Source organism: Nostoc sp., assembly GCF_036917235.1.
Classification (GTDB): domain Bacteria; phylum Cyanobacteriota; class Cyanobacteriia; order Cyanobacteriales; family Nostocaceae; genus Nostoc.
Genome location: NZ_JBALDU010000021.1, coordinates 24600 through 43486 on the forward strand (window position 1 = coordinate 24600; position 18887 = coordinate 43486).

The 18887-nt window shown below is 40.8% G+C and carries 18 protein-coding genes; 11 read left to right on the plus strand and 7 right to left on the minus strand.

What is annotated here, in order from left to right; genetic code table 11:
• Window positions 1–17: 17 nt before the first annotated feature.
• The 5 genes from V7K44_RS06330 (at window position 18) to V7K44_RS06350 (ending at window position 4611) form a co-directional block, all read left to right on the plus strand.
• Entirely contained in the window at window positions 18–986 is a 969-nt protein-coding gene (locus tag V7K44_RS06330) for a glycosyltransferase family 2 protein (protein WP_334929685.1), read from the plus strand.
• 69 nt (window positions 987–1055) lie between these two features.
• Window positions 1056–2045: a glycosyltransferase family 2 protein gene (locus tag V7K44_RS06335; protein WP_334929687.1), complete on the plus strand. Its 990-nt coding sequence runs from the start codon at window positions 1056–1058 to the stop codon at window positions 2043–2045.
• Window positions 2026–2184 carry a hypothetical protein gene (locus V7K44_RS06340; protein WP_334929690.1) on the plus strand — a complete coding sequence of 53 codons (159 nt, stop codon included), beginning with the start codon at window positions 2026–2028 and terminating at the stop codon, window positions 2182–2184. The genes V7K44_RS06335 and V7K44_RS06340 overlap by 20 nt, the downstream gene beginning before the upstream one ends.
• Before the next feature lie 247 nt (window positions 2185–2431).
• Window positions 2432–3454 carry a glycosyltransferase family 2 protein gene (locus tag V7K44_RS06345; RefSeq protein ID WP_334929692.1) on the plus strand — a complete coding sequence of 341 codons (1023 nt, stop codon included), beginning with the start codon at window positions 2432–2434 and terminating at the stop codon, window positions 3452–3454.
• A 107-nt stretch (window positions 3455–3561) separates the two neighbouring features.
• A complete protein-coding gene (locus V7K44_RS06350; protein ID WP_334929694.1) occupies window positions 3562–4611 on the plus strand; it encodes a glycosyltransferase family 2 protein in 1050 nt (349 codons plus the stop codon).
• Between the two features lie 30 nt (window positions 4612–4641).
• Here V7K44_RS06350 and V7K44_RS06355 read toward each other — a convergent pair whose 3' ends face one another.
• Window positions 4642–5196, minus strand: coding sequence for an acireductone dioxygenase (locus tag V7K44_RS06355; protein ID WP_334929696.1), 555 nt, complete (start codon window positions 5194–5196; stop codon window positions 4642–4644).
• A 223-nt stretch (window positions 5197–5419) separates the two neighbouring features.
• On the opposite strand from V7K44_RS06355, the gene V7K44_RS06360 reads away from it, so the two are divergent.
• Both V7K44_RS06360 and V7K44_RS06365 read left to right on the plus strand, forming a co-directional pair.
• Window positions 5420–6865, plus strand: a complete 1446-nt coding sequence (locus tag V7K44_RS06360) for a deoxyribodipyrimidine photo-lyase, 8-HDF type (RefSeq protein ID WP_334929698.1) — start codon at window positions 5420–5422, stop codon at window positions 6863–6865.
• 386 nt (window positions 6866–7251) lie between these two features.
• Window positions 7252–9462, plus strand: a complete 2211-nt coding sequence (locus V7K44_RS06365; RefSeq protein ID WP_334929700.1) for a bluetail domain-containing putative surface protein — start codon at window positions 7252–7254, stop codon at window positions 9460–9462.
• 93 nt (window positions 9463–9555) lie between these two features.
• Here V7K44_RS06365 and V7K44_RS06370 read toward each other — a convergent pair whose 3' ends face one another.
• Complete coding sequence (locus V7K44_RS06370; RefSeq protein ID WP_334929702.1) at window positions 9556–10533, minus strand: hypothetical protein; 978 nt, start codon at window positions 10531–10533, stop codon at window positions 9556–9558.
• A 447-nt stretch (window positions 10534–10980) separates the two neighbouring features.
• A complete protein-coding gene (locus tag V7K44_RS06375) occupies window positions 10981–11775 on the minus strand; it encodes a hypothetical protein (protein ID WP_334929704.1) in 795 nt (264 codons plus the stop codon).
• Window positions 11776–11836: 61 nt separating this feature from the next.
• Between V7K44_RS06375 and V7K44_RS06380 the strand changes: the two genes are divergently transcribed.
• Window positions 11837–12031: a hypothetical protein gene (locus tag V7K44_RS06380; RefSeq protein WP_334929706.1), complete on the plus strand. Its 195-nt coding sequence runs from the start codon at window positions 11837–11839 to the stop codon at window positions 12029–12031.
• A gap of 399 nt (window positions 12032–12430) precedes the next feature.
• On the opposite strand, the gene V7K44_RS06385 is transcribed toward V7K44_RS06380, so the two are convergent.
• Window positions 12431–12829: a TIGR02588 family protein gene (locus tag V7K44_RS06385; RefSeq protein ID WP_334929708.1), complete on the minus strand. Its 399-nt coding sequence runs from the start codon at window positions 12827–12829 to the stop codon at window positions 12431–12433.
• On the minus strand, window positions 12826–13713 hold the full coding sequence (locus V7K44_RS06390) for a TIGR02587 family membrane protein (RefSeq protein WP_334929710.1): 888 nt from the start codon (window positions 13711–13713) through the stop codon (window positions 12826–12828). The genes V7K44_RS06385 and V7K44_RS06390 overlap by 4 nt, the downstream gene beginning before the upstream one ends.
• A 305-nt stretch (window positions 13714–14018) precedes the next feature.
• On the opposite strand from V7K44_RS06390, the gene V7K44_RS06395 reads away from it, so the two are divergent.
• From V7K44_RS06395 to V7K44_RS06405, 3 genes are all read left to right on the plus strand, one after another.
• On the plus strand, window positions 14019–14201 hold the full coding sequence (locus V7K44_RS06395; protein ID WP_292731310.1) for a CsbD family protein: 183 nt from the start codon (window positions 14019–14021) through the stop codon (window positions 14199–14201).
• Between the two features lie 256 nt (window positions 14202–14457).
• Window positions 14458–15009, plus strand: a complete 552-nt coding sequence (locus V7K44_RS06400) for a Uma2 family endonuclease (protein ID WP_334929712.1) — start codon at window positions 14458–14460, stop codon at window positions 15007–15009.
• 121 nt (window positions 15010–15130) lie between these two features.
• Window positions 15131–15322, plus strand: a complete 192-nt coding sequence (locus tag V7K44_RS06405) for a M48 family metallopeptidase (protein WP_334929714.1) — start codon at window positions 15131–15133, stop codon at window positions 15320–15322.
• Window positions 15323–15471: 149 nt separating this feature from the next.
• Here the strand turns inward: V7K44_RS06405 and mutL are convergent, their stop codons facing one another.
• Entirely contained in the window at window positions 15472–17208 is a 1737-nt protein-coding gene (gene mutL / locus V7K44_RS06410; RefSeq protein ID WP_334929716.1) for a DNA mismatch repair endonuclease MutL, read from the minus strand.
• 533 nt (window positions 17209–17741) lie between these two features.
• Entirely contained in the window at window positions 17742–18791 is a 1050-nt protein-coding gene (locus V7K44_RS06415; RefSeq protein ID WP_334929719.1) for an adenosine deaminase, read from the minus strand.
• Between the last annotated feature and the right edge of the window lie 96 nt (window positions 18792–18887).

Consider the following 18887-nt stretch of genomic DNA (forward strand, 5'->3'; position numbering starts at 1 on the left):
CCATCTGGTTAAACTCTATGACAACTATATCCGTTATTATTCCCGCTTACAATGCTGAACGCACTATTTTAGAAACGATAAAATCCGTTCTTCAACAAACCTTTTCTGATTTTGAGCTAATTGTTATTAATGATGGCTCAACCGATCGGACTTTAGAACTATTGAAGACTATTGAAGATTCTCGTCTCAATATTTTTTCATACAGCAATGCTGGTCTATCAGTAGCTCGTAATCGTGGTATTTCTCATGCCACTGGAGAGTTTATGGCATTTCTCGATGCCGATGACTTATGGACACCTGATAAATTAGAGCTACAACTAGCAGCATTGCAAAAACATCCAGAGGCAGGACTTGCTTATAGCTGGACTCTGAACATGAGTGAAACAGCAGAGATTTTTCACCCTGGTCATAATGTAGTCTATGAAGGTAATGTGTATGACAAATTATTACTCAGTAACTTTATTTCCAATGGTTCTAATCCTTTAATTCGTAAACAAGCAATTGAATCTGCTGGAGAATTCGACCCAACACTTTCTTCTGTGGAAGATTGGGATTATTGGTTTCGTGTAGCACAGCGCTGGGATTTTGCAGTAGTTCCCAAACCTCAAATTCTCTATCGTCACTCTTCAAAATCTATGTCAACTAAAGTTGAGAAGATGGAGAAATATTTGCTTATTGTCTTAGAGAGAGGCTTTCAAGCAGCACCGCCAGAGTTACAAAATCTTAAAAATCAAAGCCTAGCAAATATCTATCAATATTTAACGGGCATGGAACTGGCTCATGTGACTAATAGAGAACAAGTCAACCAAGCTGGTCGTAAATTGTGGAAGACAGTTTCTTTATATCCTCAGATTTTGCGAGAAAGAGTAACTCAGCGTTATTTAATGAAATGGCTGGTAATGCAAGTCCTTTCTCCTCGAATTGCTAAGTACTTGACTCGACCTTTTTCTTTGGCTAGGTCTGTTGCGGTTCCAAAGCTGCAATAGAGTCTTTTATTAGAAAGCAACCTTTTGATACTAATTAGCTAGTAGAATTTAGCAACTTATTGAAATCACATGCCAACTATATCTGTCATTATTCCCGCTTATAATTCTGAGCGCACAATTGTCGATACAATTGTCTCAGTACAACAACAAACTTTTTCTGATTTTGAGATAATCGTTATCAATGATGGTTCAACAGACGGAACTCTGAAGCTACTGGATGAGTTGAAAGATAGTCGTATAAAAGTCTTTTCCTATGAAAATGGGGGTTTATCAGTAGCTCGTAACCGTGGTATTTCTCATGCCAAAGGAGATTTTATAGCCTTTCTTGATGCTGACGATTTATGGACAGCCGATAAGCTACAACTTCAGTTAGAAGCTTTGCAGAAAAATCCAGAGGCAGGTTTAGCTTATAGCTGGACTTATTTTATGGATGAACAAACTGGAAATTGCCATATGGATCGGCCGATCTTTTTCCAAGGTAAGGTTTTGGCGAATTTATTAACCTGGAACTTTATTGCTAGTGGTTCAAATCCCTTAATCCGTAAGCAAGCGATTGAATCTGTCGGAGAGTTTGAACCTTCAGTATCAGGAGCAGCAGATTGGGATTATTGGCTACGTTTAGCTGCAAAATGGTCGTTTGTTGTAGTTACTAAACCGCAGATTTTTTATCGTCAATCTTCAAATTCAATGTCATCTAAAGTTGAATTTATGGAAGACTGTCAGTTCCAAGTATTAGAGCGAGCTTTTCAATCAGGAGCGCCAGAAATTCAAATCTTGAAAAATCATAGTTTAGCTTATGTTTACCGATATTCTTGTAGGCTGTGCCTAACAAGAATTACAGGTGATGAAGGAGTTGAAAAAGCAAGTAAAAAATTGGGGAAGGCAATTCAGCTATATCCAAAAATTCTCCTGGAAAAGGAAACTCAAAAGCTAATTATTAAATTGTTGTTGAAAAAAATACTTGTAGAAAATATTTCTGCATACTTACTCAAGATTATTAGTAAAATTCGCGTTACTCATGTTCAAAAATTAAATATTCATGAAAAAAGAATCGGTTGAGGTAAGTTGTAGTACTTGCCGCTTGGTAACTCAATGGGATAGTTACTCAGTCTTATTCTGGATAATGGTAATGGTGGAGCGATCGCTTGCTAAGAATTTCAATCAGACTATCCACACGCAGTATGGAATGTACTATTAAATACAGTATTTGTTTGAACAACTAATACTAGAAGTAAATATCTTAGATTATCCAGTGAAAAGTTAGGAAGTGGGATTCGTCCTCTGACTAGATGGATAGCCAGGTGGATAAATATCTCACTTTTTTAGATGCTATCACTAGAAGGTGCGATCGTATCCATCAGATAGTATTCTAATTGCCATATCAAAGATTACTGTACTACCAGTAAAACCTGAGAGCAAACTGAAACTAAAATTCGGTCTGGAAAATGAAAAAAGTTTCTGTAATTATTCCGGTTTATGGAGTCGAGAAATATATAGCTGCTACTGTACAATCCGTTCTTGAGCAAACCTATACAAATTTCGAGCTGCTAATTATCGATGATGCTTCTTTGGACAGAAGTATAAATATCTGTCAGCAATTTACTGACCCCAGAATTAAAATTATTCGTCAGGCAAACCGAGGAGTATCTGGAGCTAGGAATACTGGTATTCGCCATGCTCAAGGAGAATATTTAGCTTTTTTAGATGGAGATGACCTTTGGTTGCCAGAAAAGTTAGAAAAACAAATTGCTCACTTAGAAAATTCACCAGCAGTCGGTGTTAGCTTCAGTCGTTCTGCTTTTATTGATGAAGCTGGACAAGCTTTAGGTACGTATCAGATGCCCAAGCTTAAAGAAATCACGCCATCCTATTTACTCAGTTGTAATCCGGTTGGTAATGGCTCGGCTGCGGTAATGCGCAGAGAAGTTCTGGAAGCGATTAAATTTCAAGATAATCTTTACGGTACTAATGAAAATTGTTATTTTGATGAACGCTTACTCCAATCAGAAGATAACGAATTTTGGATTCGTATTTCCATTAAAAGCAATTGGCAAATAGAGGGCATTCCAGAACCCTTGACCTTGTATCGGGTTAATTCAAAAGGGCTTTCAGCAAATATGCTCAAGCAGTTAGATTTTTGGGAAAAGCTAATTGAAAAGACACGCTCCTACGCTCCAGAAATATTTACTCAAGGGGAAACACTAGCTAGAGCTTACCAGTTGCAGTATTTAGCTCGTAATGCCGTAAGACTACGAGAAGGTTCAATGGCTGTAAAATTAATTAATCGAGCCTTAATAACTGACTGGCATATTCTTCTTGAAAATCCCAGAAGTACACTTTTGACAATGGTAGCAGCCTATTTACTTTTAGTGTTACCTCAAAATGTTTACAATAAATTTGAAGCTCTGGTTTCAAATAATATAGTAGGAGCTAACCAAAAACGTCGTATTCTTCAAGAAGATATCTAGAAATAATTAAGAACTTTCTATGCCTAAAACGTAATTATAATTCTTGCATAGTGCATAGTAAATTTAATTAGATATTAATTAAATAAAATCAATAGGAATAGTTAACAATGAAGAAAGTTTCTATCATTATTCCGGTTTACAAAGCAGAAAAATATATAGCTGCTACACTGCAATCGGCTCTTGAACAAACTTACGAAAACTTCGAGATTTTAATTATTGATGATGGTACTCCTGATAGGAGTATAGAAATTTGTCAGCAATTTACAGACCCTAGAATTAAAATTATTCGTCAAAAGAATCGGGGTCTACCTGGGGCAAGAAACACTGGTATTCGTCATTCACAAGGAGAATATTTAACTCTTTTAGATGCTGATGACTTATGGTTGCCAGAAAAATTAGAAAAACACGTTAAGCATTTAGATAATTCGCCTAATGTCGGGGTAAGCTTTAGCCGCTCTGCTTTTATTGATGATAATGGCAACCCTTTAGGTATTTATCAAATGCCTCAGATGCAGGGAATAACTCCAGCGATTATTCTTTGCCGCAATCCAGTTAGCAATGGTTCGGTAGCAGTAATTAAAAGAGAAGTTTTTGAAGCTATTGAATTTCAAGACGATCTTTACGGTACAGTTGAAAATTTTTATTTCGATGAGCGATCGCGTCATACTAATGGTGACTCAACAGATGTTGAATGTTGGTTTCGGATGTCTGTTAAGAGCGATCTGGAAATAGAGGGTATTCCTGAAGCTTTGACCTTATATAGGGTAAATTCAGGGGGACTATCAGCAAACTTGCTCAAGCAGTTAGATTCGTGGGAATTGGCAATCTCTAGGGCACGTTTATACGCCCCAGAAATAGTTAATCAATGGGAAACATTGGCTAGAGCTTACCAGTTGCGGTACTTAGCGCGTAGGGCAGTCAGTCTGCAAGACGGTGCAATGGCTGTGAAGTTGGTGAATCGAGCATTAGCAACCAACTGGCATATTCTTTCTAAAGAACCACGCCGTACACTTTTGACTCTGGGAGCTGCCTATTTCCTTCGGCTTTTGCCCCAGTTCCTTTACAGTCGAATTGAGACTGTTGCTTTAAAGACTACAGGATATACTCAAAGACAGCGTATTTCACAAGGCTTAGGGGGGAGCAACGCGATTTCGTGACCTCGGTCAAAGGACGTGCATAAATGAGCTTTAACGCGGCTTTTGGATCGAATCACTCACTTTAGTCCCTGTATAATTGGGAACCCAACCTTCTGCAATTGCAAAATAGCGTACTCCTTTGAAATTCAACGATGCAGTTGGGGCGCACCAATGCTCGACGCCGGCGGGGATATAAAGATAGTCTTGTGCCTGAACTAAAAGCTGTACCTGACTGCCATCAAGTCGCACGAAACCATAAATCATTTCTCCTGACAACACATAGAGGGGTTCAGGCGCAGGATGAGTATGGTAACGACCGTAGGTGGCGATCAGGTGGTGAAGATTGAACGAACCTGGATGCACATTTAATAAGTCACACCAGAGAGCGCCATTTTCTTGCTGAACAAATTCAAAGACGCTGTTATGGAGTTCTACGCAATAACGTTTCTCGGACTCAGTTAAAACATCCTGGTCTAGCAGATTAGGGAAGAGTAGCGATGTTCCTGGGTCGTAGTGTTTGAGTTGAATGCCAAGAGGCGCAAGTTCGCGAGCTATTTCGTCTAAATCGCTCTCAATCGTACCGTCGTCAAGTAGTAGGCTAGCCATGACAAAAAGACTAATTAACTGTTAAGAAGAGTATACTCAATTTTGAGATGAAAAGCCACTATCCCGATTGAGAAACCGGGGTTTAGTTTACTGTTGATATCCTGCGATCGCAATTTTCATGTAAATTCGTAAGGATCGCAAAAGAATAAATTTATCGCCAGAATGATGCTTATTGGTACCACTAACATCTAAGCTAGTACGGGTGAACTATATCCAGCATGGAATGTCTGACTTAATTCTGTTTTGGCATCGGCGCGATTTACGCATTTCTGACAATACGGGACTGGCTGCGGCAAAACGGCAAAGTCCGAAGGTAGTGGGCGTGTTTTGCCTCGATCCGCATATTCTGGAACGGGATGATGTTGCTCCTGTGAGAGTAACTTATATGATTGGCTGTTTGCAGAAACTCCAAGAGCGATATGCTGAAGTTGGTAGCCAGTTGTTAATACTACACGCCGATCCTGTACAAGCGATACCAGCTTTAGCCGAAGCAATAAATGCCAAAGCTGTTTTTTGGAATTGGGATGTAGAACCTTATTCGCAAGAACGCGATCGCACCATTATAAATACCCTCAAAGAAAAAGGCATTGAGTTTGTTAACCAAAACTGGGATCAAATCCTCAACTCTCCAGAGGAGTTACGCACGGGTAGTAACAATCCTTACACGGTTTACACACCCTTCTGGAAAAATTGGATTACCAAACCGAAGGCTCAACCAGTAGAAACACTGCAAAATGTTGAGGGATTAACAGAAGCTGAACAGAAAATCGCCAAACTTGCAGGAGCGATCGCACTACCTTCAGCAAAAGATTTAGGATTCATCTGGGATGAACAATTGATTCTTTCACCAGGAGAGGCGGCGGCACAAGAACGATTAGAAGAATTTACTAATAAAGCTATTACTGAATATCAAGAACAGCGCAATTTCCCCGCAGTAGATGGTACATCACAACTGAGTGCAGCTTTAAAATTTGGGGTAATTGGCATTCGCACCGTTTGGCAAGCCACCATAGAAGCAATGGAAAACAGCCGCAGTGAAGAAACAGCAGTTAATATCCGCACATGGCAACAGGAATTAGCTTGGCGGGAGTTTTATCAACACGCAATGTATAACTTCCCCGAATTAGCTGATGGTGCTTTCCGTGACACCTTTAAGAACTTTCCTTGGGAAACTAACGAAGAACACTTCCAAGCTTGGTGTGAGGGAAGAACAGGCTACCCCATTGTGGATGCAGCAATGCGCCAGTTAAACGAAAGCGGCTGGATGCATAACCGCTGTCGGATGATTGTTGCTAGTTTTCTCACCAAAGACTTGCTAATTAATCCCCAATTGGGAGAAAAATACTTTATGCAGAAGTTGATTGATGGAGATTTGTCTGCTAATAATGGCGGTTGGCAATGGAGTGCTTCTAGCGGTATGGACCCCAAACCTGTGCGGATTTTCAACCCAGCTAGTCAAACACAAAAATTCGATCCAGATGGGGAATATATTCGGCAATGGGTATCAGAATTGCGGTCTGTAGATACAGAATATTTAGTTACTGGGAAAATTCCACCTTTAGAACGTCATGCTGTTGGCTATCCCGATCCAATCGTGGATCATAAAATACAGCAACAGCAATTTAAACTGCGTTATCAACAGCAAAAAATTCTTAGTAGTGGTCAGTAAAATTGTGAATTTTTTAATGTTAATTTAGAGTTGATATTGTATTATAGGCGTTGCTGAATTCAGGTATAAAAATGATTTTGCGTGATTTCAAAACCCTTGTAGAGACGTTGCATTGCAACGTCTCTACACCAAGATTCATACATCTAATCAGCAACGCCGTATCATAATAAGAATCTTGCTATAGAGCGATCGCATATAAATAAGTAGTCAGACAGAATTAATTACACAATGTCATTGCGATCGCTCGCAATGACTGTAAATATTTTTGTCCGACTACTTATTGACGAGAGACGTAACACTGCTACGTCTCTCTTACGCATTGACAAATGAGATAATAAATGAATTAGTAAAACAACTGGAATCAAACAGATAAGGAACACCAATTTATGACCTCAACCACAACTTACACTTACGATGTCGATGGCAAAGTGATATCTGAGAGGACAGACAACAACAGTGATGGGATAATAGACTCAGTTATTACCTACCGCTATGACCTGACATCCGAGAGCTATGACAACAACGGCGACGGCAAAGTTGATTCTGTCAAAACCTATACTTATGATGCTAAGGGCAAGTTGACATCCGATAGCGATGACATCATCAACGGCGACGGCAAAATTGATTATGTCCTAACCGATATTTATGATGCCAAGGGCAACCGGACATACTTTAGCCGTGACGACAACGGCGACGGCAAACTTGATTATGTCCTAACCTATACTTATGATGCCAAGGGCAAGTTGACATCCGAGAGCGATGACAACAACGGCGACGGCAAACTTAATTCTGTCCTAACCTATATTTATGATGCCAAGGGTAAGTTGACATACTTTAGCCGTGACGACAACGGCGACGGCAAACTTGATTCTGTCGAAACCTCTACTTATGATGCCAAGGGCAAGTTGACATCCACCAGCGATGACGACAACGGCGACGGCAAACTTGATTCTGTCGAAACCTCTACTTATGATGCCAAGGGCAACCTGACATCCACCAGCGATGACAACAACGGCGACGGCAAAGTTGATTCTGTCGTAACCTATACTTATGATGCCAAGAGCAAGTTGGCATCCACCAGCTATGACAACAACGGCGACGGCAAACTTGATTCTGTCGTAACTTATACTTATGATGCCAAGAGCAAGTTGACATCCACCAGCTATGACTTCAACGGCGACGGCAAAGTTGATTCTGTCCAAATCTCTACTTATGATGCCAAGGGCAACCTGACATCCACCAGCGATGACAACAACGGCGACGGCAAAGTTGATTCTGTCGTAACTTATACTTATGATGCCAAGAGCAACCTGACATCCACCAGCGATGACTCCAACGGCGACGGCAAAGTTGATTCTGTCGAAACCTCTACTTATGATGCCAAGGGCAAGTTGACATCCACCAGCGATGACTTCAACGGCGACGGCAAACTTGATTCTGTCAAAATCTATGATGCCAAGGGCAACCTGACATTCACCAGCGATGACATCAACGGCGACGGCAAACTTGATTATGTCCAAATCTCTACTTATGATGCCAAAGGCAACCTGACATCCACCAGCACTGACCTCAAGGGCGACGGTAAAGTTGATGATGTCGAAACCTATACTTATGATGCCAAGGGCAACCAGATATCTTATAGCCGTGACCTCAAGGGCGACGGCAAAGTTGATGATGTCATAATCTCTACTTATGGACGCGCATCCGCCAGCTATGACTTCAACAATGATGGTGTAATTGATGCAGTTGGCATCTACAGCTACGATTTGAGTGGCAACTTGAAATCACAAAAAATTGACAATAATAATGATGGCATCTTTGATGAAGTCACCGCTTATAGTTACGACGCTAACGGCAAACTCGCTGCACAGGTAGCTGACAAAAATAATGATGGCATCCCTGATGAGATTACCACTTTCAACTACGATCGCAATGGCAAACTAATTTCCGCAGATATTGACAAGAACAGTGATGGCATTACTGATGCAGTTGCCACTTATGTGTATGATACCAGTGGTCAATTAATTAGCAAAACCACCACAGACCCAAATGTGCCAAAGATTACTTTAAACGGTGGTAAGGGTGCAGATCAACTCAGTGGTGGGGCTGGTAACGATCAAATTTCCGGCAAAAACGGCAACGATCAACTCTTTGGATTAGCCGGAAATGACAAACTAGTTGGTGGTAATGGTAATGACATCCTCAATGGTGGCGCTGGGCGTGATATCCTCACAGGCGGTTGTAGCGCTGATAAATTTGTGTTCAGTAGTCTGAGTGATTCGCTGCTGTCTAGCTTTGATAAAATAACTGACTTGAACATTTCTCAAGATAAAATTGATGGGCTGTATGCAGTTAGCGCTGCTAATTTAGTTCAACTTGGCACTGTTGCGAGTCTAAATCTTTTCGATGTACAACAGATATTGACTGCAACTGCTTTTGTAGCTAAAGGTGCAGCAACTTTTACCCTTGGTACAGGCAATAAGGGGCAGACTTTTCTGGCACTCAATGATAACACTAATGGATTCTCTGCCCTCACGGATGCTGTAATTGAGATTAGTGGCTACAAAGGCAGCTTGAATAATTTAGCAGTTGTCTAACTTCATGCTGCTGACCAAAACTAGAGCGTCGGTTCGTACCCTTTGCCTAAATTTGAATTTATTATCCCCGTGCGTAAGTCCTAATCATATTACTTACGTCTTGACAGGTAAATGAGTAATTGTCCATAAGATGAGCAGGAAAATTAAGTAAATTGTGCCAACTAATCCAAACTCAATCAGAGGAATATAAGTTACTTCGTAAATTCTGCCCAAGCCGCGTTCAGTCAGGGCATAAACGGCCAGGACACTCACTAAAAAGGCTCCGTAGATAGTACGTTTAGTCCAGATACTCACAGGTAAACCGTGAAGTTGAGTAAGTACAAAAATGCCAAAAAAACCAAAGAGAAATGTGGGCCACTTGCTTTGTCCTAGTATTAATGACACGATTACACTATGTAAAAGCACTGAAGCCTCCAAAGTAAATGTCCACCAACGGTTTACATGGGTGCGGTTAAAAATCAAGGAAGATTGGAGCAGAAGCAAGAACATATAGAGAAAACCAATTAAGTGCCCCCAAGTGGCTTCCATTGGGTGATACCAGAAGGTGTAGATAGCGGCGAAGGAGAAAAAATGGCCGTGGTACAGCTTGATAATTTGCAAAAACTGTTGATGGAATGGAACAGAATTGCCAAAAAATAAACCGCGTCGAGGTGTTTCTAAAATTAGTACGAACACTAATAAAAGGACAACTGCACCTTGAGAAGCCCAAATTGAAGTATCTTGAGCTAGAGCATCGTACCAAATATATGTTTGCAGAAAGTGTAAAGCAATGAATACACCATTAATGGCAAGCATGAGGTAATTTATCGGATGCAACGCCGATTTGTATTTCAACTGCGATCGCTGCGCCCACAAGATACACGCCCAGATGCTAAACTGATGCCCAAGGTACATACCCCAAGCCGTTGCTCGACTCCAAAAGGTTGGTTGGGGAAGCTTCCAGTAGTACCAGTTTAATCCTTGATCGGGAAGTTTGATGATGCTTGCAGGAATGCTCCCACCGAGCCAAATTGCGTAGGTGAGGAGGATGCTTACAAAGATGCCTAAAAATAATACTCGGCGACCTGTCATAATACTCTCGATTAGTTGGCGTGGTAATATCTGCTATGTACGCGTGAGCAGTGGCAATATTCCCTGACATAATCCCGGCAAGACTACGAGCAATAAACAAAATCCATTCAAGGAATGCTTGATTCTAAAGAGCTATTGATTACAAATAGGAATCAGTACAAACAAAATGTTTGAATTTCAGTGTGGTTGAGCAAAATAGCATGGAACAAACCCATGATAAAAATCAAGCCAATAATACTACTAATTAAAGCAACTATAATTTCGTGCTTCCGTATGGCTTTTTGTATCTTAGCGTCTATGATATTTTCTAATTCTTTGTATAACATTGACTTAAATTTGGTTAAAGACAAGAATTGTCTGGAACTTACGTTACGTACTTACATAAGTTAGAGGATGTCCGAAATCTCTAACTTATTAAATGAAAACTATTTCAATGCAGTGCGAGTGTCAAGAACTTTTACGTCGTTTCAAAATACCACCTGAAATACCAAAAGCTAATATCGCTAAGGTATAAGTTGGTTCGGGGGTTGCAAGAATGCTTACCTGATTAATAGCCAAGCCGTATTGTGGAGCAGAACTGCTAAAAACAAGCCGTGAGATGTTTGGAGTGTCACTACGAATCCCTAAGAATACCGCCGAATTATCTAATGCTAAGGACGAAATATTTGGAACTGAGAAAGTACCCAATAGGTTATTGGCGTTATCAAAAGCGGCGATCGAATTTTCAATTTTCAATTTACTAGTGTCTACAGCTATCTGAGTTCCAGCGCCAAAAACTGGCTGGGCAAAACTAATCGAAAAAGGCCCGCCGTTCCCCTTAGTTCCAGGATCGGGAGTACCAGGAGGAAGAGGGATAAAACCTGTTGGATCTATACCTCCGAAGAGAATAAAATCACCTAGACCGAAGTTACTCCGAATGCCGGGTGAAGGTAAAGTTTGAAAGACAAATGGTGGAGTAATTTGAGGCTTATTAGTTGGAGTTATATTTATATCCAAACCTAAACCACGTTGCGATGTCGCTGAAAAAGAGTTAGGTAGAAAAGCAGAGAAATCAGGAGCGGACGGATTAAAGACTTTACCTAAACTTTCCCAATTAACTTGATCGTTGCCTCCTAAACCAGCGCGCTCAGTTACTAAAAATGTAGCGGCTTTAACTGGTAATGGGAGAGCCATAATAATGGCTGTGATTGCTGAAAAATATTTTACAGATGACTTAAATAATTGATTGATCGTAACTCCCACAAGGTTTTCTCCTTAATTTTTTAAGATAATATCATCAAAATGCAACAATTAAATATTCACGATGAGACAATGCCTTGCTCAGATCGAAAGAGTTAAAGAAACTGCTGCGATCGCACCAACTCACCTGAGATTTTTCATTACCGCCATTATCAGCCTGTCTTCTCCACCATCAATTAGGTTATTCCAGACTGGCGGAGATATTGTTATTGCCTCCACAAGCACAAATCCGGTCGTCATTACTAGTACCCAGCAATAAGTTGTTGTTAGGAGTACCAACAATAATAGATGTAAAATATTTATTGATAGTTTTATATGTCAAATGTAGTTAACATTCGTAATGCGCACCCGAACTCAACTCTTAGCGCACTGTGTTAGGCAGGCAATGCCCGACTGGTTCGCTCTTAGCGTTCCCGCAATGAAAGCAAGTGGCGTAATATCATGTCCGCTTAATTACTTATTAAACCCGAAGAACCCCACCCCGCCAAAGCTATGCTTTGTCTCCGCTCCCGAAGAGCGGGGAGGGGTTGGGCGTGGGGTGCAATGACTGTGGGAATCATAACTATTTATCCGGACATGATATAAGGGTTGAGTTCAGGTATACTTCCAACAAATAGATTATGCAATATTGTGGGGTATTTTTTTTATTTGTCAGTCCCTATGGCAATTTATAGCTACCAACACGTAGATTTAACTGACCTTGGCGCGGGTTATGGCTGAATATAAATGCGCCTTCTTCGCTTTCCCCACTAGATAAAAAGTCAATCTGTTGCTCTCCTGTTTCTGTAACTTTGCCGTCAATCAGTAACTCAGCCATAATCTGAACTGACTCAGCTGTATCTCCTCCACTATTCACAACTTCAAAAGGAACATAAAACTGGCCATTAATTTCTCGAATTGTTTGTTTTTTAGTGACAGAAAGGATGGGAGGTTGATTTTTTTCGTTCAGCCAAGTGTAGCCTACTAGACTCACAATGATTGCTAAGATGAATGAGGCGATGCTGAATGTTATCCACTCAGCTATTGAGCGCTTTGGTTGTTGTTCTGTTTTAGTCATATTGCTAACCTTCCGGCTGCACCACCAATAGTTGCAGGTAAACCCAGTATCAATGTGCAATCTAACCACATTGTCCAGGGGTCGCTAAAAGTTAATTTTTGAAAGAACCACAGCATAAAAGCGCCAGCTAGCAATGATACTAGATAGGACATAATGGTTTCGCTCGATGGTCGTTGAAAAATTCCCTTTTGCTCTTTACGTTTTTGCTGGTTAGAAAAACCTGCCTGAAATACAATGGCATAAGAAATCAGCAAAGATGCGGCGATCATTGCCAACTCCCAAGGTGGAGAGGTTGCGGCTGCAAGCATAGGAATTTCATCTGTGGGAGCGATGTTAAATGCAATTATGGTTGCACCAATCAGGGTTCCACCCACATCAGTAAAGGTAGCGTGTAACTCATCACCTTTGTTCTTGGTTGTGTTATTTTCCCTAACGCTTCCTTGTCCTTTACCATTGCTGTTTTCAGTATCTCCCAACAACTGATTCGCTAATGCTACACCAAGAGCAAAAGGCACACTTTCAAAGATGATTTTACCTAAAGATTCCTTTAGGGAGGTTTCTGGTGTCAATTCTCGCAATAGTAACAGCACAAAGGTAGAACAAGCTATGCCGATCGCGATCGCTTCGACGGTATCGATTGCGGCTTGAGCAGCTAGCCAGCTATATCTGCGTTTCCGAAAACCTTCTATCTGATTGAGCAAGTAAACCACAATAAACATTAATGCGATCGCCATCATGATAAATTGCGCTTTTGCCAGCGATCCAATCCACCAAACCTCCATTGTGTACAGTAAAGGTATGCCAAATAAAAAACCTCCACAAGCACCTCGAATGATGTCATTAATCTCATTCTTCCAGACATTTTTTTGACGTTTTGTTGTCACTCCTTTACTTTCCTTTTGTTGAAAATTTGCTTTGACTTATACTAATTCTCTATGAAGGTGCATATAGCAGCCCTAAATTCTTCGTGAAAAGTTAGATCCCCGGCTGCTTTGAGAAGTCGGGAATCTGGAAACCGCAAATTTATAATATTTTCAGATTTTTCAAGGAGGGTGTTTTGTCGCACCCCGTATCTATCTTAAGATACATAATCTAAAAAATTCTTCTCTCGGTTGATGGAAGTCACAAATAATACACTATTGTTAGTTTATGTAATAGGTCAATCAACTACAAGCTGGAAATAAAAACCATGAGTGCCGAAAAAAGAGTAGAAGCTACTGCAAAAAATATTGAAGGGAAAATTCAAGAGGTTGTGGGTGAAATAACCGGTAATCCACAAGATAAAGCTGAAGGACAAGCGAAGCAAGCTGAAGCCCAAGTTACTCACACTGTAGAAAACATTAAAGATGAACTTAAGAAAGCTTTAGATTAATTTACGTTTTTAGGCTGAAAAGAAAAATACTAGATTAGCGATGATTCGTTAATCATAGTTTAACATTAACTACTCCACTTACTTTGAGAAAGTGGAGTTTTTGTATTGTTAGTGTAATATTTGAAAGGGGAAATTACTAAAAAATTAGTTTTAGATTGGAAGTCTTGGCTATACGGGTACATACGCGCTAGCGGGTTCCTTTGAAATACGTTTAAGATGGGAAAATATCAATAATCATTGGGAGGAATCAATCGTCATGACTGTTATTGTTGCTAAATGGACGATTGACGAGTATCACCGGATGATTGATGCTGGCATTTTGAGCGATCGCAAAGTTGAACTACTTAAGGGGGAAATTGTCGAAATGTCGCCGGAAGGGGAACCCTATGCTTATTGTAGTCATGAATCGGCAGAGTATCTAGCGGATTTGTTAGGTAAGGGTGCCACAATTCGCCAAGCCAAGCCTATCACCTTACCCAACGACTCGGAACCAGAACCAGATATTGCCATTGTCCAACGTTTAGGACGCAAGTATCGAGAGCATCATCCCTATCCAGAAAATATTTTTTGGTTGATTGAGTATGCTAACTCCAGTTTAGAAAAAGATTTAGAGAGAAAAAGCAAAATTTACGCAGAAGCAGGTATTTTAGAGTATTGGGTTGTCAATCTCAAAAAGCTTCATTTAGTGGTGTTTAGAGAAATATTAGATGGAGAGTATGCCACGAAACTGACATTGACTGCGGGAACAATTCAACCTCCGGCGTTTCCAGATATTTCTGTTGTTGTGGAACGGATTATTAACAGTTAATACCAATTTTTTATGAAGCTGCATAGAATTCGATCCCCCCTAGCCCCCCTTAATAAGGGGGGAACTGAAAAAACATATATCAAAGTCCCCCTTTTTAAGGGGGATTTAGGGGGATCAAGATATGTGCAACTTCACATTAAATTGGTATTACTTAATTGTGCATGAATTAGCTCATCTTTTAGAAAGTAATCACACCCCTAGATTTTGGAATATAGTCGCCGTTCAAGTTCCTAACTATCAAGTCGCAAAAAACTGGTTACGCTATAACGGAAATACCTTAGAAGTAGATTTTGTAGATAAAAACTTAAATTAAGCCTTGGCGAATGGAATTCGCAGCTACACAGGCAAAGTCCGCCTCCGCAGACTAAGGTTAAATCAAAGTTTTGAAACCCACGGAAGTGGGTTTTGTTTGTGTAGACGCGGTTTCTAACCGCCCATTTCGAGTTAAGTTGACTGAAAACATCAAATTCCATGACTTTTGCCAATTACCCAATTACGCCGGAAAAATCGGGCTAAAGCTGATTCTTCTAAAGATAGATAAATTGGCCGTCCGTGGGGACAGGTGCGAGGGTTGCGAGTGCGTTGCCAATTATCTAAAAGCGTCTGCATTTCTTGTTGGTTCATGGGTGTACCATTACGAATGGCACTACGACAGGCGACAGCTACTTGAGCAGTTTGTAAATCGCCTCCCCAACTAAGCTCTAAAATTGCTTCTGCACAGTCGTCTCGCTGTTGCAAAGGTGCAGGGATGTTTCGCACTGCCCAAAGTTGTTCGCCAAAGGGTTCTATGTCTAAACCGATGCGTTGTAATTGCAATACTTGCGCTGGCGATAATTGATAAAGAATGATTGGCGGTTCAACGGGGACAAGTTGCCAATCATCACACAATTGCTCATATAAAACTCGCTCATGGGCAATGTGCTGTTCCACTAACCACATTCCACTTGGATGTTCCGCCACAATATAGGTGTTACTAACTTGAGCGACAGCTTTTAAAGAGTTAGGAGTTTTGGGATTTTCGTTGGTATTTTGAGGATTGAAATTGTAGCCGCCTTTGGCTTCTGCGGCTTTGAGTAATTTACTAACTCGTGTTGTATGGACAGCTTCTTTGAGATTGTTAGAAGAAATGCTGAGTGCTTGGTTAATTGCTTGGGTAATTTGTTCTTGCCAATAAATGATTTCGTTGAGGTAAATTTCTGTTTTTGCTGGATTACGATTCCAGTTAATTTGGTCGGGAGAAATTGCCAGATGTAAGAAACAAATTGGATAACGATCGCGTGGTAATGTTCTATGAAATGCTGATAATATCGTTTGCTCTAGTTCCGGTGTCTTAACCATCCGTCCATTAATGGCTACACGTACCCAATCTGGACGATGACGATGAGTGCGATCGGGTAATCCTACCACTAAATTTAGTAAGGAGTGAGGAGAGACGCGATTAATCGCGTCTGTACAAGAGTCTGTAGAGACGCGATTCATCGCGTCTTCTGTATAGGAGTTTAATGGGTTGGGTATTTCCAGTTTCACTTCTTGCAAGTCACCTTGTCGCACTTGCGGTAAAATCTGCGGTAATAGTTGCCCCGTTGTGGCGGCGGGAGAGATGGTGAACCATTGACGATCATTTTGCCAAATCTGCCAAGTAACATGGGGATGACACAGGGCGATTTGGTAAATTGTCGCTTGCACGGCTTTCATTTGCTGTGCAACTGGGGGTAATCCCTGACGACGAGATGAGCAATTACCGAAAAGATGGGAAACTATCACCACTGTACCAGGTGCGATCGCAGTTGCTTCAACTTGTACAACTTTCCCGCCATCGCCATAAATTATCCGCCATCCTAAATTTCCCCCCAGAGGACGACTCAAAATTTCCAAATCTGCCAGAGTCGTCAAACTGTGCAACGCCTCACCACGAAACCCTAAACTGTTAATTTTCCACAAATCGGCACTAGAGCGAATTTTACTAGTGCTGTGGGCTGTGGCTGCTTGTTGCAAATCATCTAAGTTCATTCCACAACCATTATCTGCCACCCGAATTCGCCATTGCTGCGGCCACAGAGAAACCACAATTCGCGTTGCACCTGCGTCTAGGGAATTTTCTACCAATTCCCGCACCACAGAAGCTAAAGAGTCGATTACCTCACCAGCTGTAATGAGATATACGACTTCTGTTGGTAGAGCTTGAATAGTAGATGCCATAAATTATAGTTTATAGCTTCTGGGTGCTGGTACTATAACTATCACCGGTGGTACAGGCAGGTTCAGCGGTGCTACAGGCATATTAAACTTTAATGAAATTGAGTCACTCGATCAAGCTCCAACTGCTCCCTTGAAAGGTCAAGCTTTTTTGAGTGGTTCCTTCCAGACACCGCAGAAAACTCCAGAACCAAGAACTAACACAACACTATTCGGGATGTGTGTAATTGGGATTGGTTGGAGCTTACGTCGGCGTTACCTTTAAGCTACTGGGTGAATTATGGCATTCACAAAAAATATTAACAAAATATTATGCGTGGGATAGATTCAGCAAAAATCAGAATCAGCGAAAAGCAAACCACAGATAAACACTGATAAATTATCTGCGTATATCTGTGGTTTAATCCCTAAAAAATTGGCTTTTTCAAGATATCTACTGTGCATTACAGCTTTCTCTTGAGCATGAAAAAAACACACTGATTGCAACATTAATTAACATTAAATCATCTTACTTTCTGCTTACCTCTAGATGGTGGTTAATTACTATCCCTTGTTGCCAAAACTTTAGGTGGTTCAGGTTTCAGTAACCCGTTCAACAGAGATGCGGGACGTTGACTGTAAGGCCAAGCAAAAGCATGGCGGAAAGCTGCATCCTGACAAGCTTGTAGTTGTGCAAAACTGATAATGTTGTAAGTCAAGAGATTCTCATACTCAAACGGTAGACGCACATTGTGCAATCCAGCATTATCAGTACAGATAGCGATATCGACCCCAGCTTCAAAACAACGGTCAAAAACTAATTTGAGTTGACGTATATCTTGCAAAGTACCAGTTTTCAGGTAAGTTGTCGGACAAACCTCTAAACACTGTCCGCGTTTAGCTACATCATTAAGTAGCTCTGGATATAGTAGGGGAATTTGAATGCCGTGACCAATCCGCATCAGATATGGTAATAGTTCTGGGTAACAACCAGCAGTGGTTTCATATAAATGTCCGGTGGTCTTAACGCCCTGCGATCGCGCATAATCATATAAGCTAATCCATTCTTCTAAGCGATCGGCGTAATAACTATCACCTCCTGCTACATCGACTGCACAGACATACTGTTTATTTTGCGCCGCCAAATCCACAATCGCCTTGTTCACCTCATAAGGTAGGCGTGTGTGCATACAAAGAATTTGGCTAGTAACAATCGGATATTCTGGCTGATGGCTGGCAAGTCCTACTACTCTCACAATTTCTGCCATCTTGTCAATTCTTTCCGATTGACTCAGATGTTCAGGTGTCCGCAAATAAGGAGTGTAACGCAGTTCCAGATAAGCCAAATTTTCAAATATGTAAGCACCACGCACCAAGCGATAGATAAAGTAAGGCAAAGTTTCCACAGTTTGCACGCTTTCTACCAAGGTGTGTAATTCTAGATACTCATCTAGAGTGTTACGTGGGCGGGTATAAAAATCTTCAAAATCTGAATAGTCAGCAAAGCGGGAAATTAACTCCGAAGAATGCCGCTCGAAATATCGCCATAAAACTCGTGGTACGACCGAGCCGCCTAGATGTCTATGTAATTCAGCATATAAAGCCATAGTGGTATTTTTAGGTAAAAATTTCAATGATTGTAACAAAAACATTGAGAGAAAAATCTTCCATCAAAAAAATTTAGCTCCAATTTCTTTAAAGGA